Here is a 20267-nt window from a genome sequence, read left to right as displayed (position 1 = left end):
AAATATTGAAGCAGGTCGGTTAACGTCCAGCCTGCTTACTCCACCAGGAAGCCACCGGGATGTCCAGTACAACAACGCTCGCCGCGACCCGGCCGTCGCGTCTGGAGGGCTGGAAGGCCGACCTGGCAGCGAGCGCTTTGGCCGCTCTGGCGATGCTTGTGATCCAGGCCGTGAGCGGCTTCCCGACGCTGCTGGATTCCGGCGGAGACAACGACAGCGTGATGCGGCTGGCGCAGATCCGCGACTGGCTGGGCGGGCAGTCGTGGTTCGACCTTCATCAGTACCGGATGGGGCCGGAGGGCGGCTTTGTCATGCACTGGTCGCGCATCGTCGACGCTCCGGTCGCCGCGATCATGCTGACCGTATCGGGGCTTACGGGCAGCATGGCTGCCGGCGAGGTGACGGCGGAGATCGTCTGGCCGGCCCTGCTCAGCGTCGCGGCGCTGTTCTTGCTCGTGCGGGCGGCGCGGCTGCTTGCCGGCCCCGACAGCCTTATCCCGGCGCTGGTGATCGGCGCCATTACGCTCAACGCCATGGGCCTCTTCACCGCGCGGGCGCTGGACCATCACAATTTGCAACTCGTGTTCGCACTGGCGATGATCGTGCTGCTGCTTGCGCCGGGATGGCGCCGGGCAGCCGGCGCCGGCGTCTGTGCCGCCGTGATGCTCGCGATCGGCATGGAGACCGCGCCATACGTGGCTGTGGCCGGTGCCTGCGCGGCGGCGACACTGCTGTTCCCCGGCAGGGACGGCGTCGGTACCGCAACGGGTTTCGGCCTCGGTTTTGCCGGGGCGGCGGCTCTTACGCTTGTCGCCACCGTACCGCCGGCCTCGTGGTGGGATGCGCAATGCGACGCCTATTCGGCCCGACTGGGTGTGGTTGCCGTTCTGGGCGGGCTGGGGCTGGCCGCGACTGCGGCTGCTACCGTTTCGAGAGGTATGTCGGCGAGGTCTGCCGGCCTCCTTCTCCTGGGACTTGCCGTCGGCGTCACGGCTATCCTGCTTGCTCCGCAATGCTTCGCCGATCCTTATGCCGCGGTCGACCCGAGGATGCGCGCCTTCTGGCTGGACTCGGTGATGGAAGCGCAGCCCTTGTGGCGGACCTTCGAGCTGAGGCCGGAGAATCTCGCTCAGAACTATGTGACGCCATTCATCGCGATGGCACTGCTGATCATAGCCATGCGGCGGCACGGCCCGCAGCGCGCCGAAATGATGCTGATGGCTTTTCTGGTTGCGGCGACCGCCGTCAGCATCTGGCAGATCCGCGGCACGAATTTCTCACTGCCTTTCGCGATCGTCCCGCTGGCGGCCATGGTAGCGGCCGCGCGGAGTCAGGTCGGCGAGCGCACGGTTAAGGCGACGCTCCGGATGGTCTTCGCCTGGCTGATTTCGCTGACACTGGTATGGAGCACAGGGTCGCATGCGATCGCGAATGCAATGATGGCGACACATGATGTGGCCGTAGAAGGGTCCGACGGCGGCAAATCGAAATGCACGGCCGATGCGACCTATGCCAGGCTGGCGCAGGAGCAGCCCACCACTGTTCTGGTGATCTCGAACCTTGGCGCGCCGATGATCGCGACGACGCCTCACCGGGTTCTCGCAGGACCCTATCATCGCAACAACGCCGGCAATGTCGCCGTGCTCGACGCTTTCATGGGAACGCCTGACGAAGCGCATGCAATCATGCGGCGCGAGAAGGTTGGCCTGCTGGCCTTTTGCCCAGGAGACGACGAAACCGCATCGTTCGCGGGTTCGGCGCCGAACGGCTTCATGGCAGATCTCGTGAAAAGCTCTGTTCCGTCCTGGCTGGAGCCGATCGCAGAGACCTTGGACCAGCCGCTCGTTCTCTATCGCGTTCGTTGACCCGGAGGTCGTCGCCGCCCGGATGGGCATCGGCCGGCGCCAGCGGTCACCCCCGATACGTTTCATCAATGTTTTGCTGACACGATCCTCCCGCATGTTGCGCATGGCACAGGAATTTTGATGCAGCCGTCCTTCGCCCGCGGCCCGGACCGTAGCGAAAGCGCCGATCTTGCTTTCACCGATCCGTTGACCGGGCTGGGCAACCATCGGCGCTTTTTCGACAAGATCGACAGACTGATCAGCGATCGTTCGGATGACCCGGCGCCCTTCGCGGTCGGTATCCTCGATCTCGACGGATTCAAGCCGATCAACGATCTGTTCGGCCGCAAGGCGGGCGACGATATCCTCGTCCAGGTGGCGATGCGGCTGCGCGCGGCCATGGATGCCGGGTCGACCGTGGCGCGCGTCGGTTCGGATGAATTTGCCTTCCTCTATCCGATGGTCTTCTCCGAGGAAGCCGCCGCCGATCGCGCGCGGATGCTGATCGAGATCCTTTCCGCTCCCTACGATGTGGGAGATCGAACGGCGCGGCTTTCCGCTTCGGTCGGTTGCTCGCTGTTCTATTCCGGTGACGAGACCACCGAGATCCTCGTCGACAAGGCCGAGACGGCGCTCTACCACGCCAAGCGTTCGGGCCGCGGCAAGGTAGTCGTCTACACCCGCGAGATGGAGGCCGCCGCCCGGCGGGTCACTCATATCGAGCAGGCCTTGCGCCGGGCCGTGTCGGCCGGCGAGGTGGAGCCGCACTTCCAGCCCATCATCGATCTTGAGACCCGGCACATCCGCGGTTTCGAGACGTTGGCGCGCTGGACCGATCGCGATCTTGGCGTCGTTTCGCCCAGCGTCTTCATCCCGATCGCCGAGGAGCGCGGCATCATCGGTCCGCTTTCGCAGCTTGTCCTGCGCAAGGCCACGGAAGCCGCCCGCAACTGGCCATCCAACCTGTTTCTGTCCTTCAATCTTTCGCCGTCGCAACTGGTTGACCAGAATACGGGGCTGCATATCCTCGCCATCCTCGACCGCACCGGCTTCGATCCGCGACGGCTGGAGATCGAGATCACAGAAACCGGGCTGATGAACGACCCGGTGTCGGCCGGCAAGATCGTCGAGGATCTGCGGCGCTGCGGGATACGGGTGTCGCTGGACGATTTCGGCACCGGCCTTTCGTCGCTCGGCCGGCTGCGCGAGTTCCACTTCGACAAGCTCAAGATCGATCGCAGCTTCGTCGCGTCCATCCTCGAGGACCGGCCTTCGGAACATATCATCCGCGCCATCCTGTCCATGTGCGAAGGGCTCGGCATGGAGGCCGTTGCGGAAGGGATCGAGAAGGAAGAACAAGCGACGCGCCTGACGGAGTTCGGCTGCCAGGGCGGACAGGGTTATCTGTTCGGACGCCCCGCCAATGCCGAGACCACCCTCGGCGTCCTGCGCGATTCCATGCGCCGCGTTCCCGTCGTCCCGGTATTCTGAACCGTTTTCCTGGCCGCATACGACCAGCTCCAGAATGGAAAAACGACAGGGATTCCGGAAGATTTCTATCGCACCGCGGGCCTGCGCGGTCTATTGATTGGCCTGCATTTTTCCAGCCTGAAGAGTTTTCTCCATGTCGCATCCGGCCAGATACGCCGATATCGAGGAAGCGGCCGTGCTGATCACCGGCGGCGGATCCGGCATCGGCGCCGCGCTCACCGAGGGTTTTGTCGCGCAGGGGGCGCGGGTTGCCTTTCTTGACATAGCGGAAGGGCCGAGTGAGGCCTTGCGCGACCGGATCGGCGGTACGTACAGTTCGAAGCCTTTGTTCATTCGCTGCGATCTTCGCGACATCGAGGCGCTGCGTGGCGCGGTGCGCCAGGCCGAAGCGGCGCATGGCGCGGCGACCGTGCTGGTCAACAACGCAGCCTTCGACGACCGGCACGACATCGCCGATGTAACAGTCGACTATTGGGACACCAACCAGGCGATCAACCTTCGTCCGCATTTCTTCACCGCCCAGGCGGTAGCGCCGGGAATGCGGGCGGCGGGGCGCGGTTCGATCATCAACTTCACCTCGACCTCCTTCCTGATCAACCATCCCGACATGCCGTCCTACACGGCGGCCAAGGCCGGAATCATCGGCCTGACCAAGGGTCTCGCCGGCAAGCTCGGTCCATGGAACATTCGCGTCAACGCGGTGGCGCCGGGCTGGGTCATCACCGAGCGGCAGCGCGACCTTTGGGTGACCGAGGAAGCGTTAAATGCGCATGTCGCACGCCAGTGCATCCGCGAGGTGATGAAGCCGGAAGACATGGTCGGTCCTTGCCTGTTCCTTGCCTCGGACACGTCGCGCATGCTGACGGCGCAGACCATGATCGTCGACGGAGGCTTTCTGTGAGCGCTGCTGGCCAGCCGGCGGTCGCTGCCGCCGACTGGGGCACGACGCGCCTGCGGGTCTGGCTCCTCGACGATGCCGGCAATGTCGTCGCCGAGCGGCGCAGCGACGAGGGCCTGTTCTCGGCCCAGCCGGATCGCTTCGCGGAGATCCTCGAAAGGCAGCTGACCGAGATGGGCGCATCGGCGGCCTTGCCGGTCATCATCTGCGGCATGGCCGGTTCGCGGCAGGGCTGGGTCGAGGCGCCCTACGCCACTGTGCCGGTTTCGCTCGCCGAGATATTCGGTGCGGCTGTCAGCGTGCCATGGACGAAGCGCGACATCCGCATCGTGCCGGGTCTGGCGCAACGCGACCCAGCCTCGCCGGACGTCATGCGCGGCGAGGAAACGCAGCTTGCCGGTGCGGCAACCCGCCTCGGTCCCGGCCGCCACCTCGTCTGCATGCCCGGAACCCACTCCAAATGGGTCGGACTGGTCGATGGAACGGTGACCGCTTTCCAGACCTTCATGACCGGCGAACTGTTTTCCGTTTTGTCGGCTCGATCGATCCTCAGCCACTCGATCGGTTCGGAGACCAAGGTATCTGCCGACAGCCCGGCTTTCCTCGATTGGTGCGGCAATGCGCTTGCCGATCCGGTTGCAGTCGAGACATCACTCTTCCGCATCCGCGCTGCGACGCTTCTGCACGGTCTCCAGCCTGCCGACGCGGCGGCGGCCTTGTCCGGCCTGCTGATCGGTTCAGAGATAGCGGCGGCGAAGAACCGTTTTGCGCAGGAGGGCGGCGCAGTCGTCCTCATCGCGTCGGGTGGCATGCAGGAACTCTACCAGACAGCACTCCGCCTTGCCGGCTTCACTGTTGCCACGGTCGACGCCGACGAGGCGGTGCGCGCCGGCCTTGCCGACACCGCCCGGTATTTCGGAATGATGAACATCGAGAACGCCGGATGAGTCAGACGTTTCCAGCCTTGCGGCGCAACCTGGTCGCGATTCTGCGCGGACTGCGCGCCGACGAAGCCGCCGAGGTCGGAGCCGCCGTGTACGAAGCGGGGATCGAGGCGATCGAGGTCCCGCTCAATTCGCCGGATCCGTTCCGATCGATCGAGACGCTGGTCCGCGATCTTCCCGCCACCGCACTGATCGGCGCAGGCACCGTGCTGACGGTCAAGGATGTCGACAGCTTGCATGGCGTCGGTGGACGCCTGCTTGTCAGTCCCAACATCGATACCGACGTCATGCGCCAGGCCGGCAGGCATGGGCTGGTGACGATGCCCGGCGTCTTCACGCCGACCGAAGCGTTTCTGGCGCTCAAGCTTGGTGCTTCCGCCCTCAAATTCTTCCCGGCCGGCGTGCTCGGGCCGGGCGGCATCGCCGCCATCAAGGCCGTTCTGCCTGCTGATGCGACGGTTGGCGTGGTCGGCGGCGTGTCGGACGCGGATTTCGCCGCTTATGCCAAGGTCGGTGTGCGTACCTTCGGCCTCGGCTCCAGCCTCTACAAGCCCGGCATGAGCGCGGCCGAAGTCGGCGAACGCGCAGCAAAGGCGGTGAAGGCCTGGGACGCGGTTTTTGGCAGCTATTAGCTCGTCACCGTATGGCGCCCGATCGTGTCGCCGCTGGGAAGACCTCGTCGGCACGGGCGATCTCTTGGCCATCGAAATCGAGCCGGGCGTTCTGCGGTTGACGGAAGACATCGTTTCGGAGACGGAGCGATCTTTCTTCTACCTGCTACAAGGAAGCGACGCCGACTGCCTGATCGATGGCGGGTGGGGATTTTGCACCGATCTCGGCGCCATCCGGCGCGATGCGGAAAAGCCGCTTGTCGCCATCGCAACGCACAGCCACTTCGACCATATCGGCTTGCTGCATCTTGCGAAGCGGTGTTACGCTCATCATGCCGAAGCCGCGATTTTTGCCGATCCCGACCCGGTCTCGACCCAGGCTCTGCCTTATCTCGCCGATCGTCCGGTTCTGGCCGGCAACGGTATCATCGAGCCGATTTCGATCCGCCAGCAGCCCTGTCCGGTCGACATCTTCCTCGATGACGGAGACATCGTCGATCTTGGCGGCCGGCGGCTGGTAGCCATTCACACGCCCGGACATTCTCCCGGTTCGCTATCGCTGCTCGACTCGGATTCCGGCCTGCTGTTCTGCGCCGACACGGTTCATGACGGCCATATCTGGGACGACATTCCCGGCGCCGACGGGCAGGCACTGCTGATGTCGCATGAACGGTTGGCGGAGGTCGATTTCGCGCGAGCCTGTCCCGGCCATGGTGCCATCCTGCCGCGCGCCGCCTTTCTTGATCGGATTGAGCGATATCGCCGGCGGGTCGGCGCCTAAGGGACTTTGTCGATGCCGCAGCCGCAGCTCGTGCTTGTCTACGAACCGGAGGATGCCTGCCGCAACCGGCTGGCCGCGCAAGGTTTTTCGGAACGTCACGCGCTGGAGATTTCGTCCTATCTCGCGCAGAGCACCGATCTGGCGCTCGAATTCGAGGCGATCACGGAGGCCTGTGGCCGACGCAGCATACGCTTCGTTCCAACAGCCCTCGACGAGGCCGGCCCGGTGCTTGCCAGTGCCGATCCGGGGGCGACGCTGGTCTGGACGCTAACGGACGGCATCGCCTATTTCCGCGGCGGCGCGGCGCCAGCCTTGGCGCGGCTTGGCGGGCTGCGGACGATCGGCGCCGAAGATTCGCTGTTTGCACTCTGCCAGGACAAATTCCGCTCAGGCGCCGTACTTTCGGCGCTCGGGTTGCCCGTACCGCCGGCGGGGCTTGCGCGCGATGGCGAATGGCTGGTCGCGTCGCCGGAATCGGCAACCGGCTATTTCGCAAAACCCAACCGGCTTGGAGCAAAAATCGGCATCTGGCCGGATTCCCGCTGCGAGGATGCGGACGATGCGCTGGTGATCAGCCGCCGCGTCTTCGCGGCCTATCGCGACGACATCGTCGTTCAGCCCTATGTGGCCGGGCGCAACGTCCGCGCAAGTTTTCTCGCCGTCGATCCGAATGCGGGGACCGAGGCGCTCGGCGTATTCTTCGTCGATTCCGGCGGCGATTTCCAGACCATGGCTGATTCCATGGCGCTCTATGGCGACACGGGATTGGCCGCCAAGGCGGAGGGCGGCTACGCGGAGCCGGAACTCGTCCCCGTCGCGGCAAGCCAGCCCGAGTCCGACCGTCGCATCCGCGAGATCGCCGACGCCCTCATGCCGGGGCTTGGCCTCAAGGACGTCTTCTCGATGGATTTCCGCGTAGAGCAGGACGACACGGTGCATCTGATCGAGTTCGAGGTTTGCCCCGGCCTTCCCTGCTTCGACTTCCGTGCCTATTGCGCGGCGCAATGGGATCTGTCCTTGCCGGATGCGATTGCGGAAACGGCGGCAAGGCGGCTTGCGGTGGCCCCGACCTGAACGGTCACGCCCGCTCAGGCAGGGCGCGGCCGGGCGGCTGGACCGTCAGAACTCGCGGCCAAGCCTGGCGTCGACCGAATGACGTTTCGCTCCCCGCACCGCGAAAAAGATAAAGATTGCCGCCCACAGGATCGACTTTTCCGCACCTGAATAGCCCTGACCCAGTGTGATCCAGTGGAACCAGACCGTGACGAGCAGCACGATGGCCGCGGCAAGAGCAGCGGGCCGCGTCAAAAACCCGAGCGCGATAAAAATGCCGCCGAAGAACTCGGTGGCCGAAAGGAGGGGCGACCAGAAGACGCCGGGATAGAAACCCAGTTTCTCGACCATTTCCGCCGCGCCGAACGGATTCATGATCTTCGGCGCGCCATGCGTCACCAATGCCAGCCCGGCGACGACACGCAGCAGCGTTTCGACCCTCTCATGCAGGGTCGCATAAATCCAGCCGAGCGGCGGGACCAGCAGGCTGCGAGTGGGCGAATGGGTGGCGTCCGACATCGAGGAATCGTCTCCGGTTGCTTTGCCGCAAAAGACGAGTGCCGACACCGTTCGTCAATTCACACCATTTGACAATAAGTTGATAACAGCGGTGGGGTTATCATTCCCACCATGGCAGCTTGTCGGCCAGTTCCGCGCATGAGCCGGTATCGGTTCGATTGACCCGGAACGCATTGTCGTCCTTGCCGAAATCGATCCAGTCCGCCGGCCCGGAACGGGCGATCGAACGCCAAGCCGCGAGGCTCTCTGGCATATAGACCGTCATCGCAGCGCCGTCGCGAAGGTCGACGGGGAAGTCGCCGCCCTCTTCGGCGGAATTGCCGTCGGCGCTTGTCATGGCGTGACAGTCGAGGCCGCTCGGCCCCTTGAATGCATCGATCAGTTTCCGGCCCTCGATGTCGAGGTTGGCCTTGGCCGTCCATTCGCAGCCGCCGACGATGTACAGCACGCCGTCGCGGCGTTGGAAACGGATACGGACGACCGCGCCATCACTCTCCGGAAACGCCTTCAGCGACAGAAGCGCGGAGCGTGTCAGCTGCCTGGGATTCTTCGCGAGATGCGCCTCGTCGTAGACCCGCTCGAAACAGGCCGAACCGTTGCCCTTGGCGAGCAGGTCGGAAAGTGGATCGGCGAGCCCCTGCGAGACATCCGCCAGAAGAAGCGGAAGAAGCAGGACGAACTTCGTGATCATGGACGCTCCATCAGGTACCGGAACGACGATACCATGCCGATGCCGCATGGGGACACGCCTAGCTGGCAATCCGATCGTAGATCGCCTTCGATACCGTGACGCCGTTGGCTTCGGCGGCGTCGCGCGCCCTGGCCTTTGCGGGACCCGGTATGTGCACCCCGTAGTTATCCGAGAGCCGGGCAAGCTGCGCGCTCATGCGAGCGCCGAATTCGGGATCGAGCAGGGCAGGTGCAAGAGCCAGCACGAACAGGCCGCTGCCGGGATTTTCGCTGCCTTCCGAAATGGAGGCCGCATCGAGCGACCAGTTCGCTCCCGACACGCCGGCAGCCAGCACTTCCACCATCAGCGCGATGTTGGCGCCACGCGCGCCGCCGAAGGCGAGCAACGCCCCGGCCATCGCCTTCTCCGGATCGGTGGTCGGCAGGCCGTCGGCATCCAGCGCCCAGCCGGCCGGAATGGGACGGCCGTTGCGCGCCGCCTGGCGGACATTGACGAAAGCCGTGGCGCTGGAGGACTGGTCGATGAGCAGTGGCGGCCCACCCGCGATAGGCGCGGCAAAGGCCAGCGGATTGGTGCAATAGACGGGCCTTGTCGATCCCGAGCCGGCAAGCAGCGCCGGACCGTTTGTGGCTGCCAGACCGATCAGGCCGGCCTCCGCCAGCCGCACCGCGAAGTGGCCGAGCGTGCCGCAGGTATAGGCATTGCGCTGTACGAACAGCGCCAGCCCGAAACTTTTCGCCGTGGCGACAAGATCGTCGAAGGCGCTGTCGAAGCCCGGATGCGCCGCGCCCTTACGGGCATCGGACAGGATGATCGCCGGCGCCGGGCGCGTGATGACCGGCACCGCCGATCCGTCGATGCGCCCGGCCCGCAGCGAGCCGAGATAGTCGATGAAATGCGTCAGGCCCAATGCGGCCTGGCCCTCCGCCTCGGCGCGCACTGCCGCTTGCGCGATCGAGCGTGCCAGATCGAGGTTGGCGCCGGCCCGCACCGCCGCCGCCTCGCACAATGCCAGCGCTTCCTCCAACCGCAGGGTAATCATTTCTTCCGAACTCATCCGAGCCGCACCGGGATACGTGCCTCCAGTTTCCGAAGGATGAAGATGAGGATGCCGGTGATCGTGATATAGACCAACGACAGCAGCAGCAGCGGCTCGTAGATGATGTAAGTCTCCTGCCGGACGCGCGAGGCGACGCCATAGATGTCCATCATGGTGATGGTCGCCACCAGCGGCGTCGCCTTGAGCTGCAGGACGGTTTCGCCGGTCAGCGTCGGTAGCGCACGGAACAAGCCCTGAGGCAGCCAGACGCGCCGGAAGATCGTGAATCGCGACATGCCGAAAGCCCGGCCGGCCTCAAGCTGGCCACGCGGCACGCCGGCAAAGGCGCCGCGCATCACCTCGCCCTCATAGGCGGCGAAGGAGAGCGTGAGCGCGAGCAGGCCGTATGGCCATGCCTGCCGCAGGATCGGCCACAGGAACGAGTCCCGTATCCACGGAAATTGCGGGAATAGCGATCCCAATCCAAAATACAAAAGCCAGAGCTGCAGCAGCAGCGGCGTGCCGCGGATGATGGTGCAGAACACCAGCGCCGGCACGCTCAGAATTTTCGGGCCGGTAACCTGGACCAAGCCCAGCGGTATGGCGAGTGCGAGGCCGAACGTGCATGAAAGCACGAGCAGCCATATCGTGCGCCAGATACCCTGGACCGCAAGACCAAGATAATTCGGCAGCCAGTCCCAGCGCAGCGCAAAGATACAGTAGATCACGATCGCCAGTGCGATCAGGATGAGGACGATGCGATGCGGCTGAAGCCAGCCGAGTGCGCGCTGAAGTCTCGTCCTGTTGATGTCCAGCACCTCCATCGTCAATGCGCCCCTGCCATGGAGGGCATGCCGCGTCTTACGCGGCGCTCGATGCGGGCGATGATCACATTGGAGACCAGCGTCAGCGCGAGATAGAGCGCGCCGGCCGCCGTGAAGAAGGTGAGATAGGCCTTTGTGTTACCACCGGCATTACGAGCCATCTGGGTCAACTCGTTTACGCCGATCAGCGCCAGCAGTGCCGTATCCTTGGTGGCGATCAGCCAGAGATTTGCAAGCCCCGGAATGGCGAAGGGCAGCATGGCGGGGATGGTGATGCGGCGGAGCAGCAGGGCGGGCGGCATGCCATAGGCGCGCGCCGCCTCGATCTGGCCCTGCGGAATGCCAAGGATGGCGCCGCGAAGCACCTCGGTCGAATAGGCGCCCTGCACCACGCCCAGAACGCCGATGCCGGCGGGAATGCCGCCAATGTCGATTGGCCCCCAGCCGACAACGGCGAGCGCCTGATTGATCAGGTCGGTGCCGGCGTAGAAGATCACCAACACGAGCACCAGATCCGGGAGCGCGCGGACCAGTGTTGTATAAATCGCGAGCAGGTCCCGCGTGATCGGCCCGCCATAGAGCTTTCCATAAGCGCCACATATGCCGATCAGCAGGCCGAGCCCGAAGGCGCCGAAGGCGACGATGACGGAATTCATGAAACCATGGAGGAGGCTGGCGCCCCGACCGGGCGGCTCCAGCGCCAGCAGTTCCAGCGAACTGGCGCCAAACATGGTGACAAGAACGTCGTGCAGCTTGCTCTCCCGCTCTCGGGTCCAAACCTGTCAGCGACCAGACGGCCACCACGCCGACTTTTGGGCGCGGTGGCCGATCGAAACGAAGATCAGTTCGCCTGGCCGGCGGCGCCGTAGACGTCGAAGTCGAAGTACTTCTTGGTGATCTCGGCATATTTGCCGTTGTCGCGGATCGCCTTGATGCCGGCGTTGATCTTGCCCTTGAGTTCGGCGTCGTCCTTGCGCAGGCCGGCGCCGACGCCGGGGCCGAGCACCTCGTCGTCGGGCGCGACATAACCTTTCAGATCGCAGCAGGCCTTGCCGGTGTCCGTCTTCAGGAAGGCGTCAAGCGCGATGGAGTCCGCCTGGGTGGCGTCGATGCGGCCGGCCACGAGGTCCTGGTTGGCTTCGTCCTGGGTCTGGTATTCCTTGATCTCGGCAGCCTCGGTGAAGTGCTTCTTGGCGTAGGCCGCGTGGGTCGTGGAAACCTGGACGCCGACGATCTTGCCCTTCAGGCCTTCCGGCGTGGCGTCGAACTTGGCGTCCTTGGCGCCGATCACGGCGGTCGGCGTGTTGTAGTATTTGTCCGAGAAGTCGATCGTCTTCTTGCGTTCGTCGGTGATCGACATGGAGTTCATGATCGCATCGATCTTCTTGCCGGTCAGCGCCGGGATCAGGCCGTCCCACGGGATCGGCGTCAGCACGCAGTCCAGCTTTTCCTCGGCGCAGATGGCGTTGATGATCTCGACTTCCCAGCCGCCCCAGTTGCCGGAGGCGTCCTGCGAATAGAAGGGCGGATAGGCCTCCGGCGAGAAGCCCACCTTGACCTGTTGCGCCTGCGCCATTCCGGCGCCGGCGGCCAGCCCGACCGCGGCGGCGAGTATAACCAGCATTTTCTTCATCTCAGACACGCTCCCATTTTGTTGTTTGCTGTTCCCTCTCCGCCGATCAATGGATGTTGCGGAGAAACTGTTTGAGGCGCTCCGATTTCGGTGCGCCGAAGAGCTGTTCGGGAGGGCCTTCCTCCTCGACCAGGCCGTTGTAGAGATAGACGACGTGGCTCGCGACCTGGCGTGCGAACTTCATCTCGTGGGTGACCAGCACCATGGTGCGGCCCTCCTTCGCCAGGTCGGCGATGACCTTCAGCACCTCGCCGACCAGTTCCGGGTCAAGCGCCGAGGTCGGCTCGTCGAACAGCATGACGCGCGGCTGGATGGCGAGCGCTCGGGCGATGGCCCCGCGCTGCTGCTGGCCGCCGGACATGAAGGCCGGATAGACGTCGCGTTTGTCCGCCAGCCCGACGCGCTCCAGCAGCTTCTCGGCCGTGGCGATCGCTTCGTCGTGCTTGACGCCCAGAACGTGGATGGGCACCTCGATGACGTTCTCGATGAGCGTCATGTGGCTCCACAGGTTGAAGCTCTGGAAAACCATGCCGAGTTTCGAGCGGATGCGCTCGATCTGCCGCCGGTCGGCCGGAACCGAGCCGCCATGCCCGTCCGGCTTCAGCTTGATCTCCTCGCCATTGACGCGGATAATGCCGCTGGTCGGGTTTTCCAGGCAGTTGATGCAGCGCAGCAGCGTCGATTTTCCGGAGCCGCTGCCGCCGATGATGGCCACCACCTCGCCGTCGCGGGCCGACACCGACACGCCTTTCAGCACATGCAAAGGGCCGAACTTCTTGTGCAGGTTTTCGATATGGATGGCTTCGGCTGCGCCGTTGCCCCCTGTCGACATATCGATCTTTATCGCGGTCATGAGCGACCGCTCCCATCCACAACCATGAAACGCCGGTGCACTATTTACGCAACCTTGGCTTTGTTCCCCGACCGCAGAATGGACTTTCCGCATCGCGTCCGTCAACCCGGCTTGGGCGATGCCGGATGTACCCGGGGGACGGTTTACCTTTGTCGCCTCCCACGAACGTCCATTCGTCGAATCTTTCTCTGAATGAAAGGAAACCATCCCATGCATTCCAGCCCACTTGCCCTCCGCTGCCGCTCCCTGCCCTTCGGGTGAATTGGCATTTCACCATCTATCGTTGGAAACGCGTTAGCGGGCTCACCGCCTGGCTTTTCCAGATCTTTGGCCAACACTCCTCACTGCCACGCTGCGGAAAACCGCCCTGGCCATTGTCGGGAGAATGCCCTCATTGGCGAGGGGCAGTTTGGGAAGCGGGGCGCGAGGCCGTGCCTCCTAAGTAAGTAATACGTGGCGCGACGTCCGCGCCCCGCCGGCGACTTTGGGCTCCGCCCCGTCCTGCTTCGCGACAGCTCCGGCTTCGGTTTTGTCGCAAACTCTTCTGTAATGACGGCGAGGGCATGAAGGCTCTTTGTTTTCGGGAGTTCGTCATGTTCAAGGGCCGTCATTTCGACCAGTCGGTGATCCTGCTTTGCGTACGCTGGTACCTTGCCTGCAATCTGAGCCTGCGCGATCTGGAAGAAATGATGGCTGAACGTGGCCTGAGCCTCGATCACTCCACCGTGCATCGCTGGGTCGTGCGCTTCGCGCCGCAACTGCTGGAGCGCTTCAACCGGCGCAAGCGGACCGTCACCGGCAAGTGACACCTGGACGAGACCTATATCAAGGTCCGCGGTCAATGGATGTATCTCTACCGTGCTATCGACAGCGTCGGCGACACGGTCGAGTTTTTCTTCAGTGAACACCGTGACCTGGTGGCTGCCAGACGCTTCCTGCGCAAAGCGTTTCAGCGTCATGGCCGCCCCGAGCGCACCGTCATAGACGGCAGCCAGACCAATCGCGAGGCAATCATTGCCTGCGACGGTGAAAGCCGGCTACGGGACCGCTCGCGGCGGCTCAAGCCGATCCGCATCCGCCGGAGCCGATACCTCAACAACCGGCTCGAGCAGGATCACCGGCGCATCAAGCGCCGCATCCGATCCATGCTCGGCTTCAAGTCGCAGACGAGCGCCGCCATGATTTTATCCGGCATCGAGATGATCCACATGATGCGCAAACGACAGGCGAGGTATGCCTACAATCCCAGGCCGTCGATCGCCGAACAGTTCGAAATCCTCGCCGCCTGAACGGCCCAAGTCTGCGCCGAGCGCATCTCTCGCGTGGGTTTGCGACAGAACCGATCGGCCACCTCTCGTGACCGCTGGTATCAGATGTCCAGAACCAGCTTTCCGCGGGCGCGGGAACAGCAGAGCGCCAGCAGCGAATTGCTCTCCTTTTCCTCGTCGGTCAGGAAATGGTCGCGATGATCGAGGACCCCCTCGATCACATCTGTGATGCAGGTTCCGCAGACGCCTTCCTCGCACTTGACCTCGACTTTGACACCAACGCGGGCTAGTGCTCGGGTGATGGGCTCGTCCTCGGCCACGTGGACGGCGACACCGGAGGCGCGCGCTTCGACCTCGAAGCCTTCGCCGTCGCGCCGGACCTCCGCGTTGAAGAATTCGCGATGGATGTTCTCCGAGGCGTGGCCGCGCGCGCGACTGGCCGTCCCAAGCGATTCGATGAAGCGCTCAGGGCCGCACAGATAGATGTGGACCGACGGGTCCGGCGGCGGCAAGTCCTCCACCCGGAGACGCGTGCCGGCGTCGCTGTGATGGAGCGTGAGATTGGGCGCGAACTCCTCCACGACGTCTAGGAAGGGCGTCGCTTCTCCGCTCCGGGTGCAGTAGTGGAGATCGAAAGCGCGGCCCGCGCTTTTCAGGGCATGTGCCATGGCCAGCAGCGGCGTGATGCCGATCCCGCCGCCGAGCAGGACCGACCGCTGGGAATCGGCGACGAGCGGAAAATGATTGCGCGGTGCGCCAACCCGCAGAATGGTGCCCTCGCGGACATGCTCGCATATGGCGCGCGATCCGCCCCTGCCGGCTGGCTCATTGAGAATCCCCAGTTCGAAGGCGTCCGAACGGGAAGGATCGCCGCACAACGAATATTGCCGCCACGGCGGAATACCGTCGACGCCCCCGCCAGGCACCTCAAGATCGACATGCGCCCCGGCCTCGTAGGCAGGGAGCGCCCGACCGTCGGCGCGCACCAGTTTCAGTCGGATCACGCCGCCCCGGTCGATCCGCCGTTCAGCAACGGTGAGGCGGAGATCATCTTCCTGAACCATGAATATCACCGCATGAAGAGGCCGCCGTTGACATCCCAGCAGGCGCCGCAGACGAAGGCCGCGTCGGGAGATGCCAGGAGCACAACCATCCTGGAAACGAACCGTGGGTCGCCGAGCTCTCCGACGGGAATGTTGGCGAGCAGGCCCTCCATGCGGCTTTCAGGCACCAGCTGGTGGACCAGCGGGGTGTCCATCGGGCCGGGCGCAATGGCATTGACGGTGACGCCGAAGGGTGCGAGATCGCGCGCGAAGACTTTCGTCAGCGTCAGAATGGCCCCCTTGGACGCTGCATAATGCGCGCCGGTCGACGTGCCCCCGTTCTGGCCGGCAAGCGAACTGAGGTTGATGATGCGGCCATAGCCGCGCCCCTTGAAATAGCGCCCGAAAACCTGGCTGCCCGTGAACACACCGCCTGCGTTGACAGCCATGACGGCATTGAACTCGGCGGTTTCGATATCCAGGACGGGGCGCGCCTGCGTTATAGCGGCATTGTTGACCAGCACTTCGACCGAGCCGAAGCGCGCCACGGCCAGATTCCGGACGGTCTCGAAATCTTCAGGACGGCGCACGTCGAGGGTCGCGCCGAGGACGGCCTGCCCGCTGCCGTCAAGTTCGCGTGCGAAGCGGTCGGCAGCGTCACCGTCTATGTCGGCGATCACGAGCCGATAGCCCGCTCCGTGCAGAGCCCGCGCCACTGTCGCGCCAAAGCCGGCTGCGCCGCCGGTCACAACAGCCGTATGCGTGGGCGCGCGATCGCTCATTCGGCAATCTTCCTTCGTGATGATGTGCCGGAACGCGCCCGTGAACGGGAAATCCCGCCGGTTCGCGAAAGCCTGAAGCGGGTCATGGACGACCGGCCAGCCACGAGGCGATCGCGCAGAGCAGCCCGTCAGCGCCCTTGCGGCCGACCAGTTGCAGCCCCGCGGGCAGGCCGGCCGCCGTCCGGATCGGGATCGATATGGCCGGATGGCCTGAAAGATTGAAGGGCCGGACGAAAGCCGTCAGCCGCAGCAGCGCGCTGCTGTCATGCACTAATGCCGGAGGAACGGATGGCAGCGTTGGAAGGCACAGGGCGTCGGCATCGTCCAATGCCGCATCAACCTGCGCCGTGAAGCGCGAACGTGTCCGCTCCGCCGCTGCGATCTCATCGTCGCTGACAGCTTCCGCGGCGCGCAAACGCGCCGCAACGTCGGCTCCGATCTTGCCCGTCGCCAGAAGCGCCCCATTGGCGCGCCACGCCTCCCTGTTGATGATGGCGAGCCCCGCCGTGAAGGCGGCGCCGAGATCGTCGAGAACCGCCTCGGAGGAAACCATGTCTGCCAGGAAGGCGTCCACGGCGCCGAGCACATCGGCGTCGGCATCGACCTTCACACGCTTCAATCGAGGTGAAGAAGATATCCCGGGCGCCGCAAAGCCCGGGACCAGCGCGGACATGCCTCGAGCGATCATATCGGGATCGCGGGCAAAGACGCCGACGCAGTCCAGCGACGTTTGAGCGGGAAGGACACCCTCGCGGCTGACTAGGCCGAAGGTGGGCTTGAACCCATAGACGCCGCAGCAGCATGCAGGCATGCGCACCGAGCCGCCCGTGTCCGTGCCTACCGAGAAATCGCATTCCCCTGCCGCGGCCAGCACGGCGGAACCGGAGGAGGAGCCGCCCGGGATAAGGCCCGGCCAAGTCGGGTTCACCGGCGTTCCCAATGCGTTGGCACCGCTCACGCCAAAGGCGAGTTCGTGCATGTTGGCGGTGCCGATGATGCGGCATCCCGCGTCGAGAAGGTTTTGAACGACAGCGGCGTGCCTGACCGCGGGGACTGCGTCTGCAAGGGCGGCGGAACCACAGCGGGTCGGGACGCCGGCCACGTCGATGCATTCCTTGATGCCGACGCGCAGCCCTGACGGATCGCCAAGAGCCAACGGCCGGGCAAGGGCGTTGTGGGCGTCATGTTCAATCATGGGAACTCTTCATTACCCCTGTCGAAACGGTAACCGCTGGCGCATGCGGCGGCAAGCATTTATTCTACTATTATAGCGAAAATTATTGTAAGAGGTTGCTGGACGAGCCTTCGCAATGGGGTACAGGATGATCCCTGACCACGCGCGACGGTCCGGTGGGCTTTGAGCCGTCGAGCGTGTATTAGAAGTAACCGCACGATGTCGCGGATCGGTCTTTTTTCGGTTGTGCCTCGGTCCCTGCACGCGCGGCATGTCAAGAACGGATAGAACATGGACGGAACGACAGGATATCGGAACAAGATCGACCCATCGCAGGAAGAGTATGACCTTGACGAGTGGCCGTTCTACCATCTGGTCAAGCTCACCGCCGCCTACCATCAGAAGATGGACGCGGCGCTGAAATCCATGGAGCTGGATGTCCCGCGCTGGCGGGTCCTGAACATCCTGGCCCGCCGCCCCCATGCGACGGTTACAGAGATATCGGTCGAGGCGGTTGCCAAGATGTCGACCGTCGCCAAGATAATCCAGCGGATGACTATGCAGGGTCTGGTGGAGACGCGCGCATCGACTGAGGACGCCCGCGCAACCGAAGTCCTGCTTACCGATCTTGGCCGGGAAAAGCTCCACACGGCGCTCAACCGGGCAGGTGCGGTCGCTCGCCAGGCCTTCTACGGGGTTGAAGACACCGAAATTCAAACGGTCAACCAGATCTGCCGAAAGATATACGGCAACCTCCTGCCCTGAGAGGCCGCGTCCCGCATCGAACGGGGGGAGCCTCATCATCGTCTTGAAACCATGGCGATGACCATGTCGCCAAAGGTGCGGCCCACGGGCGCGCCATCGTCATGCGAGGCAAGGTCCGGCCAGCGATGCAGCGAATTCAGCATCCCGATGATCGCATCTGTTGTGATCGTCGGGTCCACGACGTCGAACTCCCCGGCTTCGGCCCCACGAACAAGCACGGCACGGATTTTGGCCTCGACCTCGCGCTTGCGCGCGTTTATCGCCTCCAGCGGCTTCGCCGGGATGAAGATTTCCTGCATGTAGAACTGGCGCAGGATATCGGCGGATTCGACGCTGAGTTCAGCAAAGCCTTTGCTGAAAGCGCAGAGCTGTTCGCGCGGGCTCTCGCTTGTGGTGATGGCGATGTCCAGTGCATCCGCGACCGTGCCGACCAGCCGGGCATAGGCGTGGAATTCGGCATCCGTGGTGCGCACGATGTTCGCCCAGGTGCCATCGATATAGAGCAAAGGGTTGCTGCCCGGCGAGGTCCGCGTCGCCAGCACTTCGCCCACGACAAGCTCGTGCGAGGAAAACTCGACCGTGTGGACGATCTTGCAGTCGAAACTTGCGACACTGCCGATCAGGATAGGCGCGCCGGTGACGAGCGTCTCCCAGGAACCGAAGGCGAAGCGCTCCTCGCCAGCGACACCCTTTGCGCCCGCAAAGACCGATGCCAGGTCCGCCTCCCCGTGCGGCACGACGTTGACCGCGAAGATGCCGCTCGCCGTCATCGCTGCGAAGGACGCGTTGGAGCGGTTGACCGCCACGGCGATCTGCGGCGGCTCGGCGGTAAGCGACATCACGGCAGTCGCCGTCATTCCGGCACGTCTGTCGTCGTTGATCGTCGTGATGATGTTCACGGCAGCGGCCAGCTGGCGCATGCCGGACCGGAAATCGCTTGCGGAAACGGTCATGAATTTCGCCTTTCGACGAGTCTTTTCACCTGACTTGAACGTCGTTCCAATGCGCGACCGGCGTCATGGCCTACGCGGCCGGTGATGGCGCGCACCAGGTCTCCTGAAGATGAAGCCAGACCGGGGTCGGGCCAGCCGGACGATCGAGAAGGACAGCAGAGGCCCAACGCTGATTGGCGCCGTCATCCTGTGTCTGGGTTTCACGATAGACCACGATGGCAGCGCGGCCTTCGACGTGCCGGACGGCCAGATCGGTGATCTCCATCACCAGCGAGGGCCGGCTGCCCCACATCTTCGGGAGCGCGCCCGCGAAATCTGCAAGGCCCAGGGCCGAGCCCGCGGCGCCGACCATGCGAAACCCCTCGTCGAAACGTGACAGGACCAACTCCGGGTCATTGTCGCCTTCCCCGCGAAACCACGCCTGCAAGACGCGGTGAAGATCGTGCACCTCGGCGGTCGCGGCGTCGGCAATGCGATTCGGATCGGACTTTTCCGGCGTCATTGGAATTCCCATGGTTGATGTTGCTTCATGACATGAGCACGGATGTCGCCGGAACCTGCTCGGCCCAGCCGGTGGCGAGTTGCCCGACGAAGACGTTCTCGGTGCGCGTGCGCGCGATCTTCCAGGTTCCGTCTATGCACCGGAACAGGTTGTTGAGACGGCTGGAACGGAGAAGCGACCGGCCGTCGGCGAACAGCCAGGGCTGGCAATGCACCCACTGCCCGCTCGCCAGATCGCCTTCTACATGAATCTGTTCAGACGTCAGATAATGCACGTTGAGGATCAGGCCAGAGTCCTTCTTACTCCAGAACTCGGCGAACATGGCCCGGATGGCCGCCTTCCCCACATGACGGCCAGATTGGTTGCGGTAGTACTCGCCCACGCCTTCCCAGATCGCATCCTCCGCATAGAGGTCCATGATCCGAGAAATGCGCTCTTCGTCGGTTGTTACGCCAGCCTCCGGGCAGGGCGTGTCACAAAGGAACATGTAGCGGGCCTGAAGACGACGGATATCGGCTTCGGCCCTAAGCTGCGCGACTTCGGCGCTCAGCCTTGCGATCGTCTCTTCAAGCTCGCCGCCGATCATCGTTCAGCTTTCG

The 20267-nt window shown here is 64.0% G+C and carries 21 protein-coding genes and 1 pseudogene; 9 read left to right on the top strand and 13 right to left on the bottom strand.

From position 1 onward, the window contains the following. Positions 1 to 59: 59 nt before the first annotated feature. The 7 genes from ACSBOB_RS01310 to ACSBOB_RS01280 all read left to right on the top strand — a co-directional run bounded on the left by ACSBOB_RS01310 (position 60) and on the right by ACSBOB_RS01280 (position 7643). The gene (locus ACSBOB_RS01310; RefSeq protein WP_442580667.1) at positions 60 to 1865 is read left to right on the top strand and encodes a GtrA family protein; all 1806 of its coding nucleotides are present in this window, start codon (positions 60 to 62) and stop codon (positions 1863 to 1865) included. Between the two features lie 120 nt (positions 1866 to 1985). Continuing rightward, on the top strand, positions 1986 to 3335 hold the full coding sequence (locus tag ACSBOB_RS01305; RefSeq protein ID WP_442580666.1) for a putative bifunctional diguanylate cyclase/phosphodiesterase: 1350 nt from the start codon (positions 1986 to 1988) through the stop codon (positions 3333 to 3335). A 133-nt stretch (positions 3336 to 3468) separates the two neighbouring features. Next, a complete protein-coding gene (locus tag ACSBOB_RS01300; protein WP_442580665.1) occupies positions 3469 to 4236 on the top strand; it encodes an SDR family NAD(P)-dependent oxidoreductase in 768 nt (255 codons plus the stop codon). Then, positions 4233 to 5180 carry a 2-dehydro-3-deoxygalactonokinase gene (locus ACSBOB_RS01295; RefSeq protein WP_442580664.1) on the top strand — a complete coding sequence of 316 codons (948 nt, stop codon included), beginning with the start codon at positions 4233 to 4235 and terminating at the stop codon, positions 5178 to 5180. The genes ACSBOB_RS01300 and ACSBOB_RS01295 overlap by 4 nt, the downstream gene beginning before the upstream one ends. After that, positions 5177 to 5809: a 2-dehydro-3-deoxy-6-phosphogalactonate aldolase gene (locus ACSBOB_RS01290; RefSeq protein WP_442580663.1), complete on the top strand. Its 633-nt coding sequence runs from the start codon at positions 5177 to 5179 to the stop codon at positions 5807 to 5809. The genes ACSBOB_RS01295 and ACSBOB_RS01290 overlap by 4 nt, the downstream gene beginning before the upstream one ends. A 64-nt stretch (positions 5810 to 5873) precedes the next feature. Beyond that, positions 5874 to 6569 (top strand): MBL fold metallo-hydrolase, encoded by a 696-nt coding sequence (locus tag ACSBOB_RS01285; RefSeq protein WP_442580662.1) that lies wholly within the window; start codon positions 5874 to 5876, stop codon positions 6567 to 6569. A 12-nt stretch (positions 6570 to 6581) separates the two neighbouring features. Continuing rightward, positions 6582 to 7643, top strand: a complete 1062-nt coding sequence (locus ACSBOB_RS01280; protein ID WP_442580661.1) for a D-alanine:D-lactate ligase-like protein — start codon at positions 6582 to 6584, stop codon at positions 7641 to 7643. A 45-nt stretch (positions 7644 to 7688) separates the two neighbouring features. On the opposite strand, the gene ACSBOB_RS01275 is transcribed toward ACSBOB_RS01280, so the two are convergent. From ACSBOB_RS01275 to ACSBOB_RS01245, 7 genes are all read right to left on the bottom strand, one after another. Beyond that, positions 7689 to 8141, bottom strand: a complete 453-nt coding sequence (locus ACSBOB_RS01275) for a DoxX family protein (RefSeq protein WP_442580660.1) — start codon at positions 8139 to 8141, stop codon at positions 7689 to 7691. A gap of 100 nt (positions 8142 to 8241) precedes the next feature. Then, on the bottom strand, positions 8242 to 8832 hold the full coding sequence (locus ACSBOB_RS01270; protein WP_442580659.1) for a hypothetical protein: 591 nt from the start codon (positions 8830 to 8832) through the stop codon (positions 8242 to 8244). A gap of 58 nt (positions 8833 to 8890) precedes the next feature. Further along, the gene (locus tag ACSBOB_RS01265; RefSeq protein ID WP_442580658.1) at positions 8891 to 9889 is read right to left on the bottom strand and encodes an Ldh family oxidoreductase; all 999 of its coding nucleotides are present in this window, start codon (positions 9887 to 9889) and stop codon (positions 8891 to 8893) included. Beyond that, positions 9886 to 10695 (bottom strand): ABC transporter permease, encoded by an 810-nt coding sequence (locus ACSBOB_RS01260; protein ID WP_442580657.1) that lies wholly within the window; start codon positions 10693 to 10695, stop codon positions 9886 to 9888. Before ACSBOB_RS01260 ends, ACSBOB_RS01265 begins: the two co-directional genes overlap by 4 nt. A gap of 2 nt (positions 10696 to 10697) precedes the next feature. Then, positions 10698 to 11426, bottom strand: coding sequence for an ABC transporter permease (locus ACSBOB_RS01255; RefSeq protein ID WP_442580656.1), 729 nt, complete (start codon positions 11424 to 11426; stop codon positions 10698 to 10700). Between the two features lie 110 nt (positions 11427 to 11536). Continuing rightward, complete coding sequence (locus ACSBOB_RS01250) at positions 11537 to 12328, bottom strand: transporter substrate-binding domain-containing protein (protein ID WP_442580655.1); 792 nt, start codon at positions 12326 to 12328, stop codon at positions 11537 to 11539. Between the two features lie 46 nt (positions 12329 to 12374). Then, complete coding sequence (locus ACSBOB_RS01245) at positions 12375 to 13181, bottom strand: ABC transporter ATP-binding protein (protein WP_442580654.1); 807 nt, start codon at positions 13179 to 13181, stop codon at positions 12375 to 12377. A 593-nt stretch (positions 13182 to 13774) separates the two neighbouring features. On the opposite strand from ACSBOB_RS01245, the pseudogene ACSBOB_RS01240 reads away from it, so the two are divergent. Next, positions 13775 to 14470, top strand: a pseudogene (locus tag ACSBOB_RS01240) (IS6 family transposase). An 80-nt stretch (positions 14471 to 14550) separates the two neighbouring features. Here the strand turns inward: ACSBOB_RS01240 and ACSBOB_RS01235 are convergent. The 3 genes from ACSBOB_RS01235 to ACSBOB_RS01225 form a co-directional block, all read right to left on the bottom strand. Continuing rightward, positions 14551 to 15435, bottom strand: coding sequence for a PDR/VanB family oxidoreductase (locus ACSBOB_RS01235; RefSeq protein WP_442580653.1), 885 nt, complete (start codon positions 15433 to 15435; stop codon positions 14551 to 14553). An 83-nt stretch (positions 15436 to 15518) separates the two neighbouring features. Next, positions 15519 to 16274 (bottom strand): SDR family NAD(P)-dependent oxidoreductase, encoded by a 756-nt coding sequence (locus ACSBOB_RS01230; protein ID WP_442580652.1) that lies wholly within the window; start codon positions 16272 to 16274, stop codon positions 15519 to 15521. 82 nt (positions 16275 to 16356) lie between these two features. Further along, positions 16357 to 17469: an amidase gene (locus ACSBOB_RS01225; protein ID WP_442580651.1), complete on the bottom strand. Its 1113-nt coding sequence runs from the start codon at positions 17467 to 17469 to the stop codon at positions 16357 to 16359. Positions 17470 to 17739: 270 nt separating this feature from the next. Here ACSBOB_RS01225 and ACSBOB_RS01220 point away from each other — a divergent pair, with 270 nt between their 5' ends. After that, a complete protein-coding gene (locus ACSBOB_RS01220; protein ID WP_442580650.1) occupies positions 17740 to 18213 on the top strand; it encodes a MarR family winged helix-turn-helix transcriptional regulator in 474 nt (157 codons plus the stop codon). Positions 18214 to 18248: 35 nt separating this feature from the next. Here the strand turns inward: ACSBOB_RS01220 and ACSBOB_RS01215 are convergent, their stop codons facing one another. From ACSBOB_RS01215 to ACSBOB_RS01205, 3 genes are all read right to left on the bottom strand, one after another. Continuing rightward, positions 18249 to 19166 carry a flavin reductase gene (locus ACSBOB_RS01215; protein ID WP_442580649.1) on the bottom strand — a complete coding sequence of 306 codons (918 nt, stop codon included), beginning with the start codon at positions 19164 to 19166 and terminating at the stop codon, positions 18249 to 18251. A gap of 70 nt (positions 19167 to 19236) precedes the next feature. Further along, positions 19237 to 19668: a DUF4440 domain-containing protein gene (locus ACSBOB_RS01210; protein WP_442580648.1), complete on the bottom strand. Its 432-nt coding sequence runs from the start codon at positions 19666 to 19668 to the stop codon at positions 19237 to 19239. Between the two features lie 25 nt (positions 19669 to 19693). Continuing rightward, positions 19694 to 20254, bottom strand: coding sequence for a nuclear transport factor 2 family protein (locus ACSBOB_RS01205; RefSeq protein ID WP_442580647.1), 561 nt, complete (start codon positions 20252 to 20254; stop codon positions 19694 to 19696). Positions 20255 to 20267: the final 13 nt, after the last annotated feature.

The sequence above is a fragment of the Mesorhizobium sp. KACC 23794 genome (genome assembly GCF_052180275.1).
Taxonomy (GTDB): domain Bacteria; phylum Pseudomonadota; class Alphaproteobacteria; order Rhizobiales; family Rhizobiaceae; genus Kumtagia.
The sequence above is the reverse complement of the archived record's forward strand: the minus strand, read 5'-3'. Positions and strand labels throughout refer to the sequence as shown.

Coding starts and splice junctions, on each gene's coding strand:
- ACSBOB_RS01210 (WP_442580648.1), bottom strand. CDS start 19,668: ATGACGCCGGAAAAGTCCGATCCGAATCGCATTGCCGACGCCGCGACC.
- ACSBOB_RS01205 (WP_442580647.1), bottom strand. CDS start 20,254: ATGATCGGCGGCGAGCTTGAAGAGACGATCGCAAGGCTGAGCGCCGAA.
- ACSBOB_RS01255 (WP_442580656.1), bottom strand. CDS start 11,426: ATGTTTGGCGCCAGTTCGCTGGAACTGCTGGCGCTGGAGCCGCCCGGT.
- ACSBOB_RS01250 (WP_442580655.1), bottom strand. CDS start 12,328: ATGAAGAAAATGCTGGTTATACTCGCCGCCGCGGTCGGGCTGGCCGCC.
- ACSBOB_RS01220 (WP_442580650.1), top strand. CDS start 17,740: ATGGACGGAACGACAGGATATCGGAACAAGATCGACCCATCGCAGGAA.
- ACSBOB_RS01305 (WP_442580666.1), top strand. CDS start 1,986: ATGCAGCCGTCCTTCGCCCGCGGCCCGGACCGTAGCGAAAGCGCCGAT.
- ACSBOB_RS01310 (WP_442580667.1), top strand. CDS start 60: ATGTCCAGTACAACAACGCTCGCCGCGACCCGGCCGTCGCGTCTGGAG.
- ACSBOB_RS01280 (WP_442580661.1), top strand. CDS start 6,582: ATGCCGCAGCCGCAGCTCGTGCTTGTCTACGAACCGGAGGATGCCTGC.
- ACSBOB_RS01300 (WP_442580665.1), top strand. CDS start 3,469: ATGTCGCATCCGGCCAGATACGCCGATATCGAGGAAGCGGCCGTGCTG.
- ACSBOB_RS01225 (WP_442580651.1), bottom strand. CDS start 17,469: ATGATTGAACATGACGCCCACAACGCCCTTGCCCGGCCGTTGGCTCTT.
- ACSBOB_RS01260 (WP_442580657.1), bottom strand. CDS start 10,695: ATGGAGGTGCTGGACATCAACAGGACGAGACTTCAGCGCGCACTCGGC.
- ACSBOB_RS01270 (WP_442580659.1), bottom strand. CDS start 8,832: ATGATCACGAAGTTCGTCCTGCTTCTTCCGCTTCTTCTGGCGGATGTC.
- ACSBOB_RS01275 (WP_442580660.1), bottom strand. CDS start 8,141: ATGTCGGACGCCACCCATTCGCCCACTCGCAGCCTGCTGGTCCCGCCG.
- ACSBOB_RS01265 (WP_442580658.1), bottom strand. CDS start 9,889: ATGAGTTCGGAAGAAATGATTACCCTGCGGTTGGAGGAAGCGCTGGCA.
- ACSBOB_RS01290 (WP_442580663.1), top strand. CDS start 5,177: ATGAGTCAGACGTTTCCAGCCTTGCGGCGCAACCTGGTCGCGATTCTG.
- ACSBOB_RS01230 (WP_442580652.1), bottom strand. CDS start 16,274: ATGAGCGATCGCGCGCCCACGCATACGGCTGTTGTGACCGGCGGCGCA.
- ACSBOB_RS01215 (WP_442580649.1), bottom strand. CDS start 19,166: ATGACCGTTTCCGCAAGCGATTTCCGGTCCGGCATGCGCCAGCTGGCC.
- ACSBOB_RS01245 (WP_442580654.1), bottom strand. CDS start 13,181: ATGACCGCGATAAAGATCGATATGTCGACAGGGGGCAACGGCGCAGCC.